The organism is Cupriavidus sp. FW305-46 (assembly GCF_058787075.1).
Map to the genome: position 1 here is coordinate 75,204 of NZ_JBYSZI010000022.1, position 17,139 is coordinate 92,342.

Sequence of the window (17,139 nt, forward strand, 5' to 3'; positions counted from 1 at the left end):
CGGCCATGAACGCACCCGAAAGCCAGCGCCTGGTAGGCGCGCCGGTCAAGCGCAAGGAAGACTACCGCTTCCTGACCGGCAACGGCCAGTACACGGACGACGTCGTGCTGCCGCAGCAAAGCTACGCGTACTTCCTGCGCTCGCCGCATGCGCATGCGCGCATCCGCTCGATCGACAAGACCGAGGCCCTGGCCGCGCCCGGCGTGATCGCCGTGCTGACCGGCGACGAGCTGGCGGCCGACAAGGTCGGCGGCCTGCCCTGCGGCTGGCTGATCCACAGCATCGACGGCACGCCGATGAAGGAGCCGCCGCACCCGGTGATTGCCCACGACAAGGTGCGCCACGTCGGCGACCAGGTCGCGCTGGTCATCGCCGAGACCCTGCAGCAGGCGCGCGACGCGGCAGAGAAGATCGACGTCGACTATGAAGAACTGCCCGCCGTGGTCAGCGCCGCGGATGCCGCCAAGGCGTCCACCCTGGTGCATGACGACGTTCCCGCCAACACCTGCTACACCTGGGGCCACGGCGACAAGGCCGCCACCGACGCCGCCTTTGCCAAGGCCGCGCACGTGACCACGCTGGACATCGTCAACAACCGGCTGATCCCCAACGCGATCGAGCCGCGCGCGGTCAACGCCAGCTACACGCGCCACGACGACAGCTACACCGTCTACGTGGCCAGCCAGAACCCGCACGTCGAACGGCTGCTGATGGGCGCGTTCGTGCTGGGGCTGCCCGAATCGCGCCTGCGCATCATCGCGCCCGACGTGGGTGGCGGCTTCGGCTCCAAGATCTTCCTGTACCCGGAAGATGTGGCGCTGACCTGGGCTTCCAGGAAGATCGGGCGGCCGGTCAAGTGGACCGCGGACCGTTCCGAATCCTTCCTCACCGATGCGCACGGGCGCGACCATGTGACCAGGGCCGAGCTGGCGCTCGACGCCGACGGCAAGTTCCTGGCGATGCGCGTGCATACCACCGCCAACATGGGCGCCTACCTGTCGACCTTCGCCAGCTGCGTGCCGACCATCCTGTATGCGACGCTGCTGGCGGGCCAGTACGCGACGCCCGCGATCTACGCCGAGGTGCAGGCGGTGTTCACCAACACCGCGCCGGTGGATGCCTACCGCGGCGCCGGACGGCCCGAGGCCACCTATGTGGTCGAGCGCCTGGTCGAAACCGCCGCGCACGAGATGAAGATCGACCCGGCCGAGCTGCGCCGCAAGAACTTTATCCGCCAGTTCCCGCACGCCACGCCAGTGGGCCTGACCTACGACACCGGCGACTACGAGCCCTGCCTGGCACGCGCGCAGGAGCTGGCCGACGTCAAGGGCTTCCCGGCCCGGCGTGATGAAGCGAAGCAGCGCGGCAAGCTGCGCGGCTTGGGCTACTCCTGCTACATCGAGGCCTGCGGGCTGGCGCCGTCCAACATCGCCGGCGCGCTGGGCGCGCGTGCGGGGCTGTTCGAAGCGGGCGAGATCCGCGTGCACCCGACCGGCACCGTGACCGTGTTCACCGGCTCGCACAGCCATGGCCAGGGACACGAGACCACCTTTGCGCAGGTGGTCGCCGACCGGCTCGGGCTGCAGCTGGACCAGGTCGAGATCGTGCACGGCGACACCGGCCGGGTGCCGTTCGGCATGGGCACCTATGGCTCGCGCTCGCTGGCGGTGGGCGGCTCGGCCATCGTCAAGGCGCTCGACAAGATCGAGGCCAAGGCCAAGAAGATCGCCGCGCACCTGCTGGAAGCCGCCGACACCGACATCGAATTCAGCGACGGCGTGTTCCGCGTGGCCGGCACCGACCGCACCAAGACTTTCGGCGAAGTCGCGCTTTCCGCCTACGTGCCGCACAACTATCCGCTCGACAAGCTGGAGCCGGGCCTGAACGAAAACGCGTTCTACGACCCCACCAACTTCACCTACCCGTCCGGCGCCTATGTGTGCGAGGTGGAGGTCGATCCCGATACCGGCGAGTCGCAGGTGGTCAAGTTCACCGCGGTGGACGACTTCGGCAACATCATCAACCCGATGATCGTCGAAGGCCAGGTCCATGGCGGCATCGGCCAGGGGCTGGGCCAGGCCATGCTGGAGCAGTGCGTCTACGACAACGACAGCGGCCAGTTGCTGACCGGCTCATACATGGACTACGCCATGCCGCGCGCCGGCGACCTGCCCGACTTCACCGTCGAGACCGCCACCGGCACGCCCTGCACCCACAACCCGCTGGGCGTGAAGGGCTGCGGCGAGGCCGGCGCGATCGGCTCGCCGCCGGCGTTCATCAACGCGCTGGTGGATGCGCTCAGCCCGCTGGGCGTGAAGGACATCCAGATGCCCGCCACGCCGCACCGGGTCTGGCAGGCCATCCAGGCCGCCCGGCCGTGACCCACGCACACCGCAAAGGAAACCGACATGTACGCATTCAATTTTGAACGCGCCGCGGATGCCAAGGCGGCCGTGGCCACGCTCAAGGCCGATCCCGACGCCAAGTTCCTCGGCGGCGGCCAGAGCCTGCTGGCCGCGATGAAGCTGCGGCTGGCCGCGCCCTCCGTGCTGGTCGACGTGGCGCGTATTCCCGGCATGGCCGAGATCCGCGTCGAAGGCAATGAGATCGTGGTCGGCGCCGCCGCGCGCCATGCCGACGTCGCCGAGCATGCCGAGGTGCGCCGGCGCATCCCGGCGCTGGCGGCACTGGCCGGCGGCATCGGCGACCGCCAGGTGCGCGCCATGGGCACCATCGGCGGCGCGCTCGCCAATGACGATCCCGCCGCCGACTATCCCGCCGCTGTGCTGGGGCTGGGGGCGACCGTGGTCACCGACCGCCGCACCATCGCCGCCGACGACTTCTTCAAGGGTCTCTATGAAACCGCGCTGGAACCGGACGAGCTGATCACCGCGGTGCGCTTCCCGATCCCGGAGCAGGCGGCCTACGCCAAGTTCCGCAACCCGGCCTCGCGCTTCGCGCTGGTGGGCGTGATGGTGGCGCGCACCGGCAACACGGTGCGCGTGGCGGTGACAGGCGCGGCCGACAGCGTGTTCCGCTGCCAGCCGCTGGAGCAGGCGCTGTCGGCCGGCTTCACCGCGCAGGCGGCGCGTGGGGTGAAGGTCGATGCGTCGACGCTGAATGCCGACCTGCATGCGTCGGCGGAGTACCGGGCGCATTTGATCCCGGTGCTGGCGGCAAGGGCAGTGGAGGCGGCGGCGAAGGGGTAGCGCTTCGCCGCCGCATGTTGTCTCCCCTCTCCCGCACGGCGGGAGAGGGGCGCAAACCGCCGGCGTATTTCCGCATCGGCACACAAGATTGCTCATGCTTCCCACCTCCATCGACGACACCATCGCCCAGCTGGAACGCCAGCAATATTTCGCCGACCGCGAGACCGCCACGGTGCTCTATCTCGCCCTGCGCATGCAGCGGCCGCTGTTCCTGGAAGGCGAGCCCGGCGTCGGCAAGACCGCCATGGCGCATGCGATGGCGGGCGTGCTCGGCACGCGGCTGCTGCGGCTGCAATGCTATGAAGGGCTGGACGCCGCCAGCGCGCTGTACGAATGGGACTACCCGCGCCAGATCATGGCGCTGCGCCTGGCCGAGGCGCGCGGCGAGCGGCCCGAGGCGCAGTCGCTGTACCACGATGACTACCTGCTCAAGCGCCCGCTGCTGGAATCCCTGCTGCCCGACTCCGCCGCGCCGGACGTGCCGCGCGTGCTGCTGATCGACGAGATCGACCGCGCCGACGAGCCCTTCGAAGCCTTCCTGCTGGAGGTGCTGTCCGAATTCCAGGTGTCGATCCCCGAGATCGGGGTGATCCGCGCCGAGCGCCCGCCGCTGATCGTGATCACCTCCAACCGCACCCGCGAAGTCCACGACGCCCTCAAGCGCCGCTGCCTGTACCAGTGGATGGGCTACCCCGAGCGCGACCGCGAACTGCAGATCGTGGCCGCGCGCGCCCCCGAGGCCGCCGCGGCGCTGCAGGCCCAGGCCATCGACTTTATCCACCGGCTGCGCGGCATCGACCTGTTCAAGGCGCCGGGCATCGCCGAGGCCATCGACTGGTGCCGCGCGCTGTCCGCGCTGGGCGCGACCGAGCTCGATCCGCAGTCCGTGCGCGACACGCTGGGCGTGCTGCTCAAGTACCAGGACGACCTGGCGCGCGTGGACGGCCCCACCGTGGCCGAGCTGCTGGCGGGTGCCACGCCGGGAGGCTGACCGTGGCCACGCTGCATGCCGCCGCACGGCCCGCCGCACCGGCCCTGCCGGTGCTGGCGCGCAACGTCACGCACTTCATGCGGCTGTTGCGCGACGGCGGCTTCGCGCTGTCGCCGGCCCATGCGGTCGATGCCTTGCAGGCGCTGCGCCATGTCGATATCGGCCAGCGCGACGAGGTACGCGCCGCGCTGGCGGCGCTGGTGCTGTCCGGCCCCGACCAGCGCCCGCTGTTCGATGCCGCCTTCGACCTGTTCTGGCGCGATCCCGACTGGGAAGGCAAGCTGCGCGCGCTGCTGCTGCCGCGCGTCGACAGCGGCGCGCCGCCACCGAAACGCAGCAACCGGCTTGCCGATGCCCTGGCCGCGCGCCAGCCCGAAGCGCAGTCACGCCCGGCACAGGCCGAAGCCGAGCGCATCCATGTGCCGCTGACCTTCTCCGACCAGGAACGCCTGGCGCAGCGCGACTTTGAAACCCTGACCGCGCAGGAATGGCGCGCGCTGCAGCACCTGGTGCGCACGCGCCGCGCCCACCTGGCCTTGCAGCGCACCCGCCGCCTGCGCGCCGCCACTTGCGGCACCCATGCCGACCTGCGCGCCAGCGCGCGCCTGGCGGTGCGCCAGCATGGCGAGTGGCTGCGCTGGAAATTCCGCAAGCACGCCGAGCGCAAGCCGCCGGTGGTGCTGCTGCTCGACATCTCCGGCTCGATGAGCCAGTACTCGCGCGCGGTGCTGTACTTCTGCCATGCGCTGATGCAGTCGCGCGAGCGGCTGTCGGTATTCCTGTTCGGCACGCGGCTGACCAACATCACGCGCTCGCTGCGCGAACGCGACCCCGACGAGGCCGTCGCGCTGATCACCGGCCAGGTGCGCGACTGGGCCGGCGGCACCCGCATCGGCGCGGCGCTGGCCAGCTTCAACCGCCATTGGGCGCGGCGCACGCTGTCCGGGCGCGCCACCGTACTGCTGGTCACCGACGGCCTGGACCACGAGCATATCGACCTGCTCGGCGACGAAATGGCACGGCTGCGCCGCTTTGCGCACCGCATCGTCTGGCTCAACCCGCTGCTGCGCTACCCCGGCTTCACCCCGCAGGCGCGTGGCGTGCAAGCCATCCTGCCGCACGTGGACGCACTGCGCCCGGCCCATAACCTGGACAGCCTGCTGGCGCTCGAGACGCTGCTGTCCGACCATGGCGGCCCGCCCCGGGCCGCCACCCCTGCCCTCGCCAGGCACACCAAGGAAGCCCCGCCATGGAAATGAACCAGAGCCAGCGCCTGCCGGTCCCGCAGCAGGTAGCATGGGAAGCGCTCAACGACACCGAGCTGCTCAAGCACTGCATCCCGGGATGTGAGAGTATCGAGCCCGACGGCGACAACGCCTACCAGCTGGCCCTGACGGCCGCGGTGGGCCCGGTCAAGGCGCGCTTCAAGGGCCGCATGGCACTGGAAGACATCCAGGCCCCCGACAGCTACACCATCCGTTTCGATGGCCAGGGTGGCGCGGCGGGATTCGGCAAGGGCAGCGCCCGGGTCCGGCTGGAAGCAGACGGTGACGAGACCGTGCTGACCTACACCGTCAACGCCCACGTGGGGGGCAAGATCGCACAGATCGGCTCGCGGCTGGTGGACGCCGCGGCGCGCAAGATGGCAGACACCTTCTTTGCGCGCTTCACCGAGGCCGTCACCCCTGACGCCACCGACGACACGCCAGCGGCCGAGGGCGCCCCCGCCGCAGCCGCCGGCGACAATGAACCAACAGAGGAACCGAAGCGGAAACGATCATGGACAGCGTGGATCTCGAAGTCCTGAAGAACAGTGTGCAGTGGCAGCAGCAAGGCCATCGCGTGCTGCTGGTCACGGTAGTGCGGACCTGGGGCTCGTCGCCCCGGCCCGAAGGCGCGATGCTGGCCGTGCGCGACGACGGCCTGGTGGTGGGCTCGGTCTCGGGCGGCTGCATCGAGGACGACATCATCGACCGCGTGCGCCGGCAGGGCATCACCGCCGACCACCCGGAAGCGATCAAGTACGGCATCAGCGCCGAGGAAGCCCACCGCTTCGGGCTGCCGTGCGGCGGCACCATCGAGCTGGTGACCGAACCGCTGACCCCGGCCAGCGGCATCGCCGAGCTGCTCGATGCCGTTGAGAACGGCCGCCTGGTCGCGCGCACCCTCGACATGGCCACCGGCACCGCCACGCTGGGCCCGGCCAACGCCACCGACGGCCTGGTGTTCGACGGCAAGACCCTGCTGACCATCCACGGCCCGCGCTACCGCATGCTGGTGATCGGCGCCGGGCAGCTGTCCAAGTACCTGTGCCAGATCGCCGTGGGCCTGGGCTTCCAGGTCACCGTGTGCGACCCGCGCGAGGAATACACCGAGACCTGGGACATCCCCGGCGTGACCATGGTGCGCACCATGCCGGACGACACCGTCACCGACATGAAGCTGGACGAGCGCTGCGCCGTGATCGCGCTCACGCACGACCCCAAGCTGGACGACCTGGCGCTGATGGAAGCGCTGCGCACCCGGGCCTTCTACGTAGGCGCGCTGGGTTCGCGCCGCAACAACCAGGCGCGCCGCGAACGGCTCAAGGAATTCGACCTGACCGGGCTGCAGCTGGCGCGGCTGCATGGCCCCGTGGGCATCTACATCGGCAGCCGCACGCCCCCCGAGATCGCCATCTCGATCCTGGCCGAGGTGATCGCGGCCAGGAACCACGTATCGCTGCCCGACATCCTGCAGGTGGAAGGCGCCAAGGCCGCACGCGAGATGGCTGCCGGCACCGGCAGCAGCTGCGACGTCGCGCCCGATCCCACCTGACGACCTCGCGAGTGCCGCCATGACTGCCGCCCCCAACGCTCCCCTGCTCCGCACCGACCTGCCCACCGGCATCCTGCTGGCCGCAGGCTACGGCCGCCGCTTCGACGCCGCCGGCAAACGCAACAAGCTGCTGGAGGTGCTGCCCGGCGGCCGCTCCGTGGCCTGGCGCAGCGCGCGCACGCTGGCCGCGGCGCTGCCGGAATCGATCGCCGTCATTCGTCCGGGCAACCCGGCACTGGCGGAGGAACTGCGCCGCGGCGGCTGCCGCGTGCTGGAGTCGCCCGACGCCGAGGCCGGCATGGGCGCAGCCCTGCGAGCTGCCGTGGCCGCCACGCCCGAAGCGCGCGGCTGGGTGGTGGCGCTGGCGGACATGCCCTGGCTGCCGATGGAACTGATCCGGGCGGTGGCGTTGACGATCACCACGCCGGACACCATCGCCGCCCCTTGGCGCAACGGGCAACGTGGGCATCCGGTGGGTTTTGGCGCGGCCTGGCGCGAGGAATTGCTGAAGCTGGATGGGGATGAGGGGGCGCGGGCGTTGCTGAAGGACAAGCCTGTGACGCGGATCCTGACCGAGGATGAAGGGGCGTTTCGGGATATTGATACGCCCGGGGATCTGAAGTGACCCCCACCAGCCTCACCCGATCCCCTCCGCCAACTCGCTCGTCTTCACCGCCATGATGAAATCATTCCGGTGCAAGCCCTTGATCTTCTTGGTCCGCCACGACACCGTGGCATGCCCCCAGCCAAAGCTGATCTCGGGATGATGCCCCTGCGCCTCGGCCAGTTGCCCGACGCCGTTCACGAACGCCAGCGCCTGCGCGAAATTGCCGAAGGTGAAACGCCGTTCGAGCCGCGTCGCGCTATCGACCAGCTCCCACCCCGGCGCCTGCTGCAATAACGCCTCGGCTTCAGCCGGCGTCAGCGGCGGCACCCCGCCACGGCAAGGCGTGCACGATTGCGCTGCCAGGTCTTCGCTCATGGTCATGCTCCCCGACCGGAAGAACAGCCCGCGCCTCAGGCCCCTTCGGTCTCAGTCAGTGCGCGCAGGAACTCGCTGCTCCACCAGTGCACATCCTGCGCGCGGATGCGCTCCAGCAATTTCCGGTGCCGCTGCTGGCGCTCGGCCAGCGGCATGTGCAGCGCCTGCTGGATCGCCTGCGCGGTGGCACGGGTGTCGTACGGATTGACCAGCAGCGCCTCGCGCAGTTGCTCGGCGGCGCCGGCAAAGCGCGACAGCACCAGCACCCCCGGGTCCTCCGGGTCCTGCGCGGCGATGAACTCCTTGGCCACCAGGTTCATGCCGTCGCGCAGCGGCGTCACCAGCGCCACGCGGCTGGCGCGGCACAGGCCGGGCAGCCGCTTGCGCGCGGTGGTGCGGTGGATATAGCGCACCGGCATCCAGTCCAGCTCGCCGAACTCGCCGTTGATGGAGCCGCTCAACTGCTCCATCTCGCGGCGCAGGTCGACGTAGGCATCGACCGATTCTCGCGAGGGCGCGGCGATCTGCACCAGCGTTGCGCTCGAGCGGTTCTCCGGGTACTCGGCCAGCAACCGGTAGAACGCCTTGAGCCGATGCGGCAGGCCCTTGGAATAGTCGAGCCGGTCGATGCCAAGCAGCAGCCTGCGGCGCGCGTACTGCGCGCACATCATCTCGTAGGTTTCCTGCGCGTCCGCGCCGCGGCCCAGCTCCATGAACTCGTCCACGTCGATACCGATCGGAAAGGCCTGCGCCCGCACCGTGCGGTGGAAGGCGCGGTAGCGGTGCTCGCCCATCGGCTCGGCCTGCGCTTCGGCCTGCACATAGCGCGAGAAGTGCTCGACATCCGCATGGCTCTGGAAGCCGAGCAGGTCGTAGGCGAACAGCGCGCGCATCAGCCACTCGTGCTGCGGGATGGCGGCCAGGATCAGCGGCGGCGGCAGCGGCACATGCAGGAAAAAGCCGATCTTCTGCCCGCAGCCGATGGCGCGCAGCTCTGACGCCAGCGGGATCAGGTGGTAGTCATGGATCCAGATGATGTCATCGGGCTGCAGCAGCGGCGCCAGCTTGCGCGCGAACAGCTGGTTCACGCGCCGGTATCCGTTCAGGAAATTGGAGTCGAAGTCCGCCAGGTCCAGCCGGTAGTGGAACACCGGCCACAGCACGCCGTTGCTGTAGCCCAGGTAGTAGGCGTCGTGGTCCTCGCGGCTCAGGTCGACGGTGGCCAGCGTCACGTTGCCGGCCTGCTGCAGGTGCAGGTCGCCTTCACCGGGCGTGCCGCCCTGGGCGGTTTCCAGTGCCTTGCCGCTCCAGCCGAACCACATGCCGCCGGTCTGGCGCAGGGCTTCGGAAAGCGCGACGGCGAGGCCGCCCGCCGCCACGTTGCGGGGGTCGGCGACCCGGTTGGATACCGCTACAAGTCTTGGCATATGTTGTTCTTGGAGTCCTCTGTTCTGGTTGCCGTGGGCGCAGGCGGTTCAGATCACCGTGTCCCACGGCGCCGACAGCCGCATCGCGCCATTGATCAGCCCGACCATCGAATACGTCTGCGGGAAATTGCCCCACATCTCGCCGGTCACCGGATGGGTATCCTCGGACAGCAGCCCCAGCGGATTGCGCGAGGCCAGCATCGACTCGAAGATCTCGCGCGCTTCCTCGCGCCGGCCGATGCGCGCGAGGGCATCGATGCGCCAGAACGTGCAGATGTTGAACGCGGTCTCGGGCTTGCCGAAATCGTCGGGCGCCTCGTAGCGGCGCATATAGGGTCCGTCGCACAGCGATGCCTCCAGCGCCTTGACGGTGGCGATGAAGCGCGGATCGCGCGGCTCGATGAAATTGACTTCGGCCATCAGCAGCACGCTGGCATCCAGCTCGCGCCCGCCGAAGCTTTCGGCGAAGGCCTGGCGCTCTTCGCTCCAGGATTCGGCCAGGATGCGCGCCTTCATGCGCTCGGCATGGTCGTGCCAGTAGGCGGCGCGCGCCTGCAGTTGCAGCTTGTCTGCAACCTTGGCCAGGCGGTCGCAGGCGGCCCAGCTCATCAGCGCCGACGACGTATGCACGCGCGCCCGCGTGCGCAGCTCCCACATGCCGGCATCGGGCGTGCCGAACACTTTCACCGCCTGTTCGCCGACCTCTTCCAGCCGGCGGAATTCAGCGGGGCCGCCGCGGTGCAGCAGCCGGTGGTCATGGAAGGCCTGGGCCGCGCCCAGCACCACGTTGCCGTAGACGTCGTGCTGGAAGTGCTCCTGCGCCTGGTTGCCCACGCGCACCGGGCCCATGCCGCGGTAGCCGGGCAGATGGTCGAGCATGCTTTCAGGCAGCTCGCGCTCAAGGCCGATGCCGTACAGCGGCTGGATATGCCCGTCCTGCGACTGCATCACCACGTTGGACAGCCAGCGCAGGTAGTCCTCCATGGTGCCGACCTCGGACAGGCTGTTGAGCGCGCGCACCACGAAGAAGGCGTCGCGCAGCCAGCAGAAGCGGTAGTCCCAGTTGCGGCCGCTGCCCGGCGCCTCGGGGATGCTGGTGGTCATCGCCGCGACGATGGCGCCGGTCTCTTCGAACAGCGACATCTTCAGCGTGATGGCCGCGCGGATCACCGCGTCCTGCCATTCGCGCGGCACCGCCAGGCGGCGGCTCCACAGGCGCCAGTAGGCGGTGGTCTCCTGCTCGAAGTCACGCGCGGTTTCTTCCACGCCGTGCGCGAGGGTCTCGTCCGGGCCGAGGATGAAGTTGTACCCGCGCGTGACCAGGAACGGCGTATGCGACAGCACATAGGCCATCGGCGCGTCGGTGGTCATGCGCAGGGTCATGTCGTCGCCGATATAGCGCACGTGGCTGCTGCCGCGCGTCGTCTGCGGCGCCTTGCGGCCCCACTCGAAGCGCGGCGCCACCACCACGCGCACGCGCGGCGCGCCGCGCACCGGGCGGATGCGCCGGACCAGCGTGGTCGGGCGGAAATAGCGCCCGAGCCGGAAGAAGCGCGGCGCAAAGTCGGTGATCTCCAGGCAGTTGCCGTGGATGTCCGTCAGCCGCGTGCGCAGCACCGCGGTATTGGGCTCATACCATTGCCGCGACGACTGGAAGTCCTCGATCTCGATCGAGAAATGGCCGGCGTTCTCGCTCGGGTCCAGCAGGGCGTTGAACACCGGGTCGCCATCGAAGCGCGGCAGGCACGACCAGACAATGCGCGCGCGGCAGTCCACCAGCGCAGAAATGGCGCAGTTGCCGATCATGCCAAGCGACAACGACGGATTGGCAAAGCGGCTGCCGCCGTCCACGGTCTTGTGCACGCCTTCGGTCGGCGGCTGGCCCGGTTCGCTCGGGCTGCTCGGATTGGTCACAGCGATACCTCCCTCAGGATGTCGTTGTGCGCCGGGCCGGGCCTGGCTCGGCCTCATTCGGCACGGCGCGCGGCTCGCCGCCGGCGCCTTCCAGCGCTCGGGCCGAGCGGTGCAGCCAGCTGCGCAGCGCGGCCGGCCCGGGCACGCTGACGCTGGCCACGGTCTCGCGCTGGCCCACCAGCACGCCCAGCCCGCCGAGCTTGCGCACAGCGGCAAAGCCCGGCTCGTCGGTCAGGTCGTCGCCGGCAAAAAGCGGCACGCGCTCGGCGAAGGGCGCGGATTTCATGAATGCGGCAATGGCGTCGCCCTTGTCGACGCCGGCCGGCTTGATCTCGACCACCATCTTGCCGGGCAGCGCCTCCAGTCCGACGGCATGGCGCAGCACCTCGGTGACCGCGGCATCGACCACGCCGGCCAGTTCAGGCGCCTGGCGGTAGTGGATGGCGACGGCAACGGACTTGCGCTCCAGCCGCAGGGCGGGATAGGCGCGCACCAGCGCTTCCAGGTGGGGGATCAGCGGTTCCAGGCCGGGGGCGGAAGTCTTTGACACCATGCCGCCGTCGGTGCGGAATTCAGCACCATGCACGCCGGCGGCCGGCAGCCGCAGGGGCTGCAGGAAGTGGTCGAGTTCAGAGATCGGCCGCCCGGAGATGACGGCCAGCGCGCCGTCCAGACGCTCGAATAGCGTGTGCAGCGTGCCGACCAGTTCCGGTTCGACCTGCACCAGTTCCGGGCGCGGAGCCAGGTCGGCCAGGGTGCCGTCGAAGTCGAGAAACAGGGCGGTATTGGGTTCGATTAGCGGTAGTTGTGGCATCGCGTTACACCGTAACACGTCGTTTTGACCGGCGTCCACCGGACGCCGTCCTACATGGCGCGCACGCAACCTGGCCTCGACGCAAGTCCAGGGCCAAGCGTCTGCGGCCCCGCCGCGCGTGGCTCGCCGCGCCCCGCATGAGTGCACCGTCATCCACACGAAGAGCGACCTCCGCGCGGCCCGGGCCGCCCGCCGCGGGCGGCGGGAGCGTCGCCCGGGCCGGGTGGAAGTCGCCGCCATCCTTTATCATTGACGGTTTCCGCCAGAATTTCCGCCTTTTTTTGCGCCGCCCCACGGCCCGCCCCGAGACCATGACCCGCACGTCCGCCGCCCGACCCGATTACCTGAAGAAGATCCTGACCGCCAAGGTCTACGACGTGGCGCAGGAGACCGAACTGACCTACGCGCACCAATTGTCGGCGCGCACCGGCAATGCAGTCTGGTTCAAGCGCGAGGACACCCAGCCGGTCTTCTCCTTCAAGCTGCGCGGCGCATACAACAAGATGGCCTCGCTGACGCAGGAAGAGCTCAAGCGCGGCGTGATCGCCGCCTCGGCCGGCAACCACGCGCAGGGCGTGGCGCTGTCCGCGGCGCGCCTGCAGTGCAAGGCCATCATCGCCATGCCGGTCACCACGCCGCAGGTGAAGATCGACGCGGTGCGCGAACGCGGCGGCCAGTGGGTGGAAATCGTGCTGCACGGCGAGTCCTACAGCGACGCCTACAACCACGCTGCGGAGCTGGAGAAGAAGCACAAGCTGACCTTCATCCATCCGTTCGACGATCCCGAGGTCATCGCCGGCCAGGGCACCATCGCCATGGAGATCCTGCGCCAGCACCCGGGCCCGATCCATGCCGTGTTCGTCGCCATTGGCGGCGGCGGGCTGATCTCTGGCATCGCCTCGTACATCAAGGCGGTGCGCCCCGAGATCAAGGTGATCGGCGTGCAGACGGTGGACTCTGACGCGATGAAGCGCTCGGTCGACGCCGGCAAGCGCGTCGAGCTGAAGGAAGTGGGACTGTTCTCGGACGGCACCGCGGTCAAGCTGGTCGGCAAGGAGACCTTTCGCATCACGCGCGAGCTGGTCGACGACATCATCCTGGTGGATACCGACGCCATCTGCGCGGGCCTGAAGGACGTGTTCCAGGACACCCGCAGCATCCTGGAGCCGGCCGGCGCGCTGGCCGTGGCAGGCCTGAAGGCCTATGCCGAGCGCGAGAAGCTCAAGGGCCAGCACCTGGTGGCGATCGCCTGCGGCGCCAACATGAACTTCGACCGCCTGCGCTTTGTCGCCGAGCGCGCCGAGGTGGGCGAGGCGCGCGAAGCCGTGTTCGCCGTGACCATCCCCGAGGAGCGCGGCAGCTTCAAGCGCTTCTGCGAGCTGGTGGGCACGCGCAGCGTGACCGAGTTCAACTACCGCATCGCCGATACCAGCATGGCGCATATCTTCGTCGGCGTGCAGATCGCCAGCCGCGCCGAGAACGACAAGATCGCGGCCAGCTTCCGCAAGCACGGCTTCGACACGCTGGACCTGTCCAACGACGAGCTGGCCAAGCAGCATATCCGCTACATGGTGGGCGGGCGCTCGGCGCTGGCGCATGACGAGCTGCTGTACCGCTTCGAGTTCCCCGAGCGGCCGGGCGCGCTGATGCGGTTCCTGTCCAGCATGAGCCCGAACTGGAATATCAGCCTGTTCCACTACCGCAACCAGGGTGCGGATACCTCCAACATCCTGGTCGGCATCCAGGTGCCGAAGAACGAGAAGCGCGCCTTCCGCGCCTTCCTTTCGACGCTGGGTTACGTACACTGGGACGAGACCGACAACCCGGTGTACAAGCTGTTCCTGTCCTGACACCTGCTGAGCGCCCCATGAGCCTCCCTGAACACTCGCCGCTGGGCAAGCCCTCGGCCTACAAGACCGAATACGACGCCTCGCTGCTGTTCCCGATCCCGCGCCAGCCCAAGCGCACCGAGATCGGCCTGCCCGAAGGCACGCCGGTGCCGTTCTTCGGCGTCGATATCTGGAACGCGTACGAGCTGTCGTGGCTGAACCTGAAGGGCAAGCCGCAGGTGGCGCTGGCCAGCTTCATCATCCCGTCGGACACGCCCAATATCATCGAGTCCAAGTCGTTCAAGCTGTACCTGAACTCGTTCAACCAGACCAGGATTGCTTCACCCGAGGCGCTGCAGCAGCTGCTGCACCACGACCTGTCCGAAGCCACCGGCGGCACCGTGCAGGTGCGGCTGGTGACTGAAGCGGACCTGGGCAAGCAGAAGATGGGGGAGCTCGACGGCCTGCTGCTGGACCGGCTCGATATCGAGGTGGACCGCTATGAGCCCGCGCCCGAGCTGCTCTCTGCCGACCAGCAAGAATCGCCGGTGGAGGAAACGCTGGTGTCGCATTTGCTGAAGTCCAACTGCCTGGTCACCGGCCAGCCGGACTGGGGCAGCGTGCAGATCCGCTACGTGGGTGCGCCGATCAACCAGGAAGGGTTGCTCAAGTACCTGATCTCGTTCCGCAACCACAACGAGTTCCACGAGCAGTGCGTGGAGCGGATCTTCATGGACGTGATGCGCGAGTGCAAGCCGGTCAAGCTGGCGGTGTATGCGCGCTATACGCGTAGGGGCGGGTTGGATATCAATCCGTTCCGGACCAACTTCAATACGGCGTGGCCGGATAACAAGCGCAACGCGCGGCAGTGAGGCAGGCGGGGAGGATCAGAACTCCCCGTGAAACCGCACCCCGTAGAACTTCACCGGCCCGCGGTCGCGGTTGTAGCCCGGGTTGCGCACGTACTGGAAGTCGGGGCTGATGCTCAGGTACTTCACCGGCTGGAAGCTGTAGTAGATCTCCAGGATCTGCTCGGGCCCGTAGCGCAGCGCACCGTCGCCCAGGAACGCGCCCTGCCCGCCCGCGGCCAGGTAGTTGCGGTGGTTTGGGCCCAGCATGTTGATGGCCACCGCCACGCCCAGCGCATCGCGCGCCCGTCCCCACGCATCGCCCTTCAGCACGCCGCCGGCCGACACCTGGCGGCCGATTTCCGTGAAGGCGTAGGTCTCGGTCTTGTCGTCGGACAGGCTGGCGCGCGCGAACATCCCCAGTGAATCGGTGACCTGCTGCAGCAGTGTCACGCCCACGCCGCTCTTGGCGTGCTCGCGGCGCACGTCGGCGACATCCGGGGTGGTATTGTTGGCCATGCCGAAGCCGATGGCATCGCTGAACGCGCCCATGCGCGCCTTGTTGCGGAACCACAGCAGCCGCGCGGTGCCGGGCCGGCCGGCGAGCTGGTAGCGCTTCTCCACTTCGATGATGTCGCCGTAGTGCTCGAACATGCGGGTGTCGAGCCGCAGCCCGTTGGATTCCAGCGGCTGCAGGAAGCGCCCGATGCGCGCCGACCAGCCGTCGCCGATGTATTCCAGCGACAGGCCCCAGCTATAGCCGCGTGCATCGGCCGGATAGTCGAAGGCGCCATGCGTCATGAACGACCAGTTCATGAATTGCGTGCGCGGGTCCGAACCGAACTCGTTCTGGTCGAAGACATCCAGCACGCCAAAGTTGCCCGCCGTCAGCACCACGCGCTGCCGGTCGACCGTGCGCGCAAACTGGTTGAAATCCGCTTCCAGTGCCTCGCTGCCGCCGCCCAGGCCCCAGGTCTGCCGCACGAACGCGCGCGCGCGGTAGAACACCGGATTGGTGCTGGCGGCCTTGCCCAGTTCACCATTGGACAAGCCGCCCAGGCCGTGCAGGCCGGAAAACGGCACGCCTTGCGTGGCCTCCGGGTTGAAGTGGAACTCCGCGCCTTGCCACAGCTTCAGTCCCAGATCCAGCGTCGCGCTGAACGAGTAGCTCTTGGCTCGTTCGGTACCCAGGCTGTTGGGGCCGGAGTAGGCCGCGCCGAATGATGGCTTGCGCTGCCAGATGTAGGTGCTCTGGCCGTGAAAGGCGAACGGGCTCTCCGCTTCAGCCGGGCCTTGCACCGGCTCCGTTTGCTGCGCCATCGCTGGCAGGCACGCACAACAGGCCAGCGCGGCCAGCACACGACGAAAACGGAGACGAACGGGAGCGGTGGCAAGTGGCGGAAACGGCATCGGCAGAGGCGATCGGCAACGGAAGTGCCCGAGACGGCGCGCTCCGGCGCCCGCAGCATAGCCAAGCGCCCATGACATGTCTACCTGCCAAAGGATGTGCCGGAAGGCCGACGTTGTAACCGCCCTTGAATTAATTAACGCAAAAATTAATATTCACTGGAGACCGCTTGCATCCGTTTGCCCATGCCGCGCCCGCCCGCCAAACCGAAACCCTCCGCCCGCCGCAGCCCCGGTCGTCCTGCGGCCGGCCAGCCCGGCCAGCGCAAACGCATCCTCGATGCGGCCACCGACCTGTTCTCGCGCCAGGGCGTGGCCGGCACCCCGGTCAAGGCGATTGCCACCCAGGCCGGCGTAACGCCGGCGCTGGTCCATTACTACTTCAGCGACCGCGAATTGCTGCTGGACGCCGTGGTCGAGGAAAAGCTGCAGCCGCTGGTGGCCAGCGTCTTCGCTGCCGCCGGGGATGCCGAGCCGATGGCCATGCTGATCGGCATCGCCGGCCAGCTGATCCGCACCGCGGCCGCCACGCCCTGGTTTCCCGGGCTGTGGATCCGCGAAGTCGCCAGCGCCGACGGCGCCCTGCGCGAGCGCGTGCTGGACCGCTTCGCGCTGCAGCGCGCCGGTGCACTGAGCGCGCCGCTGGCGGCCGCGATCGCGCGCGGGCAGCTCAATAGCGGACTGGAGCCGGCGCTGGTGATGCCATCGCTGATCGGCCTGACGCTGCTGCCGCTGGCCACCACCCATATCTGGCGCCGGCTGCCCGGCGGCGAAGCGGTCGATACCGACACGCTGGTGCGCCACGTATCCGCGCTGCTGACGCACGGGCTGGCGCCGGCGCCCGATGCCGGCAAGTCCAGGCCTTCTCCGGAGCCATCATGAACCCCGCCCTCCCCACCAG

The 17,139-nt window shown here is 68.7% G+C and carries 15 protein-coding genes; 10 read left to right on the forward strand and 5 right to left on the reverse strand.

The window, feature by feature from the left end; translation table 11 throughout:
* The first annotated feature begins 5 nt into the window (after positions 1 to 5).
* The 7 genes from AC3WON_RS13205 to AC3WON_RS13235 all read left to right on the forward strand — a co-directional run bounded on the left by AC3WON_RS13205 (position 6) and on the right by AC3WON_RS13235 (position 7,642).
* Complete coding sequence (locus AC3WON_RS13205) at positions 6 to 2,381, forward strand: xanthine dehydrogenase family protein molybdopterin-binding subunit (protein ID WP_492351988.1); 2,376 nt, start codon at positions 6 to 8, stop codon at positions 2,379 to 2,381.
* Positions 2,382 to 2,408: 27 nt separating this feature from the next.
* Positions 2,409 to 3,209: an FAD binding domain-containing protein gene (locus AC3WON_RS13210; protein ID WP_492319021.1), complete on the forward strand. Its 801-nt coding sequence runs from the start codon at positions 2,409 to 2,411 to the stop codon at positions 3,207 to 3,209.
* A gap of 94 nt (positions 3,210 to 3,303) precedes the next feature.
* On the forward strand, positions 3,304 to 4,200 hold the full coding sequence (locus AC3WON_RS13215) for an AAA family ATPase (protein ID WP_492351989.1): 897 nt from the start codon (positions 3,304 to 3,306) through the stop codon (positions 4,198 to 4,200).
* 2 nt (positions 4,201 to 4,202) lie between these two features.
* Positions 4,203 to 5,459 (forward strand): vWA domain-containing protein, encoded by a 1,257-nt coding sequence (locus AC3WON_RS13220; protein ID WP_492351990.1) that lies wholly within the window; start codon positions 4,203 to 4,205, stop codon positions 5,457 to 5,459.
* Entirely contained in the window at positions 5,450 to 6,007 is a 558-nt protein-coding gene (locus tag AC3WON_RS13225) for an SRPBCC family protein (protein ID WP_492319018.1), read from the forward strand. The genes AC3WON_RS13220 and AC3WON_RS13225 overlap by 10 nt, the downstream gene beginning before the upstream one ends.
* Complete coding sequence (locus AC3WON_RS13230; RefSeq protein WP_492319017.1) at positions 5,980 to 7,017, forward strand: XdhC family protein; 1,038 nt, start codon at positions 5,980 to 5,982, stop codon at positions 7,015 to 7,017. Before AC3WON_RS13225 ends, AC3WON_RS13230 begins: the two co-directional genes overlap by 28 nt.
* A gap of 19 nt (positions 7,018 to 7,036) precedes the next feature.
* Positions 7,037 to 7,642 (forward strand): nucleotidyltransferase family protein, encoded by a 606-nt coding sequence (locus AC3WON_RS13235; RefSeq protein WP_492319016.1) that lies wholly within the window; start codon positions 7,037 to 7,039, stop codon positions 7,640 to 7,642.
* Between the two features lie 12 nt (positions 7,643 to 7,654).
* Here the strand turns inward: AC3WON_RS13235 and AC3WON_RS13240 are convergent, their stop codons facing one another.
* From AC3WON_RS13240 to otsB, 4 genes are read right to left on the reverse strand one after another with little or no spacing between them, the layout of a single operon-like run.
* Positions 7,655 to 7,999: a 4a-hydroxytetrahydrobiopterin dehydratase gene (locus tag AC3WON_RS13240; protein ID WP_492351991.1), complete on the reverse strand. Its 345-nt coding sequence runs from the start codon at positions 7,997 to 7,999 to the stop codon at positions 7,655 to 7,657.
* A gap of 35 nt (positions 8,000 to 8,034) precedes the next feature.
* A complete protein-coding gene (otsA, locus tag AC3WON_RS13245; RefSeq protein ID WP_492319014.1) occupies positions 8,035 to 9,426 on the reverse strand; it encodes an alpha,alpha-trehalose-phosphate synthase (UDP-forming) in 1,392 nt (463 codons plus the stop codon).
* Between the two features lie 48 nt (positions 9,427 to 9,474).
* Positions 9,475 to 11,340: a glycoside hydrolase family 15 protein gene (locus AC3WON_RS13250; RefSeq protein ID WP_492351992.1), complete on the reverse strand. Its 1,866-nt coding sequence runs from the start codon at positions 11,338 to 11,340 to the stop codon at positions 9,475 to 9,477.
* A gap of 13 nt (positions 11,341 to 11,353) precedes the next feature.
* Positions 11,354 to 12,154 carry a trehalose-phosphatase gene (gene otsB, locus AC3WON_RS13255; RefSeq protein ID WP_492319013.1) on the reverse strand — a complete coding sequence of 267 codons (801 nt, stop codon included), beginning with the start codon at positions 12,152 to 12,154 and terminating at the stop codon, positions 11,354 to 11,356.
* A gap of 311 nt (positions 12,155 to 12,465) precedes the next feature.
* Between otsB and ilvA the strand changes: the two genes are divergently transcribed.
* Together ilvA and queF are read left to right on the forward strand one after the other, a co-directional pair.
* The gene (gene ilvA / locus AC3WON_RS13260; RefSeq protein ID WP_492351993.1) at positions 12,466 to 14,004 is read left to right on the forward strand and encodes a threonine ammonia-lyase, biosynthetic; all 1,539 of its coding nucleotides are present in this window, start codon (positions 12,466 to 12,468) and stop codon (positions 14,002 to 14,004) included.
* 17 nt (positions 14,005 to 14,021) lie between these two features.
* Positions 14,022 to 14,855, forward strand: coding sequence for an NADPH-dependent 7-cyano-7-deazaguanine reductase QueF (queF, locus tag AC3WON_RS13265; RefSeq protein ID WP_492351994.1), 834 nt, complete (start codon positions 14,022 to 14,024; stop codon positions 14,853 to 14,855).
* Between the two features lie 15 nt (positions 14,856 to 14,870).
* Here the strand turns inward: queF and AC3WON_RS13270 are convergent, their stop codons facing one another.
* Positions 14,871 to 16,241 carry a carbohydrate porin gene (locus AC3WON_RS13270; protein WP_492351995.1) on the reverse strand — a complete coding sequence of 457 codons (1,371 nt, stop codon included), beginning with the start codon at positions 16,239 to 16,241 and terminating at the stop codon, positions 14,871 to 14,873.
* A gap of 183 nt (positions 16,242 to 16,424) precedes the next feature.
* Here AC3WON_RS13270 and AC3WON_RS13275 point away from each other — a divergent pair, with 183 nt between their 5' ends.
* On the forward strand, positions 16,425 to 17,120 hold the full coding sequence (locus AC3WON_RS13275) for a TetR/AcrR family transcriptional regulator (RefSeq protein ID WP_492351996.1): 696 nt from the start codon (positions 16,425 to 16,427) through the stop codon (positions 17,118 to 17,120).
* Positions 17,121 to 17,139 lie beyond the last annotated feature (19 nt).

Excerpts from the sequence above, each read along its gene's own strand:
- AC3WON_RS13205 (WP_492351988.1), top strand. The coding sequence starts at position 6 with ATGAACGCACCCGAAAGCCAGCGCCTGGTAGGCGCGCCGGTCAAGCGC.
- AC3WON_RS13210 (WP_492319021.1), top strand. The coding sequence starts at position 2,409 with ATGTACGCATTCAATTTTGAACGCGCCGCGGATGCCAAGGCGGCCGTG.
- AC3WON_RS13215 (WP_492351989.1), top strand. The coding sequence starts at position 3,304 with ATGCTTCCCACCTCCATCGACGACACCATCGCCCAGCTGGAACGCCAG.
- AC3WON_RS13225 (WP_492319018.1), top strand. The coding sequence starts at position 5,450 with ATGGAAATGAACCAGAGCCAGCGCCTGCCGGTCCCGCAGCAGGTAGCA.
- AC3WON_RS13230 (WP_492319017.1), top strand. The coding sequence starts at position 5,980 with ATGGACAGCGTGGATCTCGAAGTCCTGAAGAACAGTGTGCAGTGGCAG.
- AC3WON_RS13235 (WP_492319016.1), top strand. The coding sequence starts at position 7,037 with ATGACTGCCGCCCCCAACGCTCCCCTGCTCCGCACCGACCTGCCCACC.
- AC3WON_RS13240 (WP_492351991.1), bottom strand. The coding sequence starts at position 7,999 with ATGAGCGAAGACCTGGCAGCGCAATCGTGCACGCCTTGCCGTGGCGGG.
- otsA (WP_492319014.1), bottom strand. The coding sequence starts at position 9,426 with ATGCCAAGACTTGTAGCGGTATCCAACCGGGTCGCCGACCCCCGCAAC.
- otsB (WP_492319013.1), bottom strand. The coding sequence starts at position 12,154 with ATGCCACAACTACCGCTAATCGAACCCAATACCGCCCTGTTTCTCGAC.
- ilvA (WP_492351993.1), top strand. The coding sequence starts at position 12,466 with ATGACCCGCACGTCCGCCGCCCGACCCGATTACCTGAAGAAGATCCTG.
- queF (WP_492351994.1), top strand. The coding sequence starts at position 14,022 with ATGAGCCTCCCTGAACACTCGCCGCTGGGCAAGCCCTCGGCCTACAAG.
- AC3WON_RS13270 (WP_492351995.1), bottom strand. The coding sequence starts at position 16,241 with ATGCCGTTTCCGCCACTTGCCACCGCTCCCGTTCGTCTCCGTTTTCGT.
- AC3WON_RS13275 (WP_492351996.1), top strand. The coding sequence starts at position 16,425 with ATGCCGCGCCCGCCCGCCAAACCGAAACCCTCCGCCCGCCGCAGCCCC.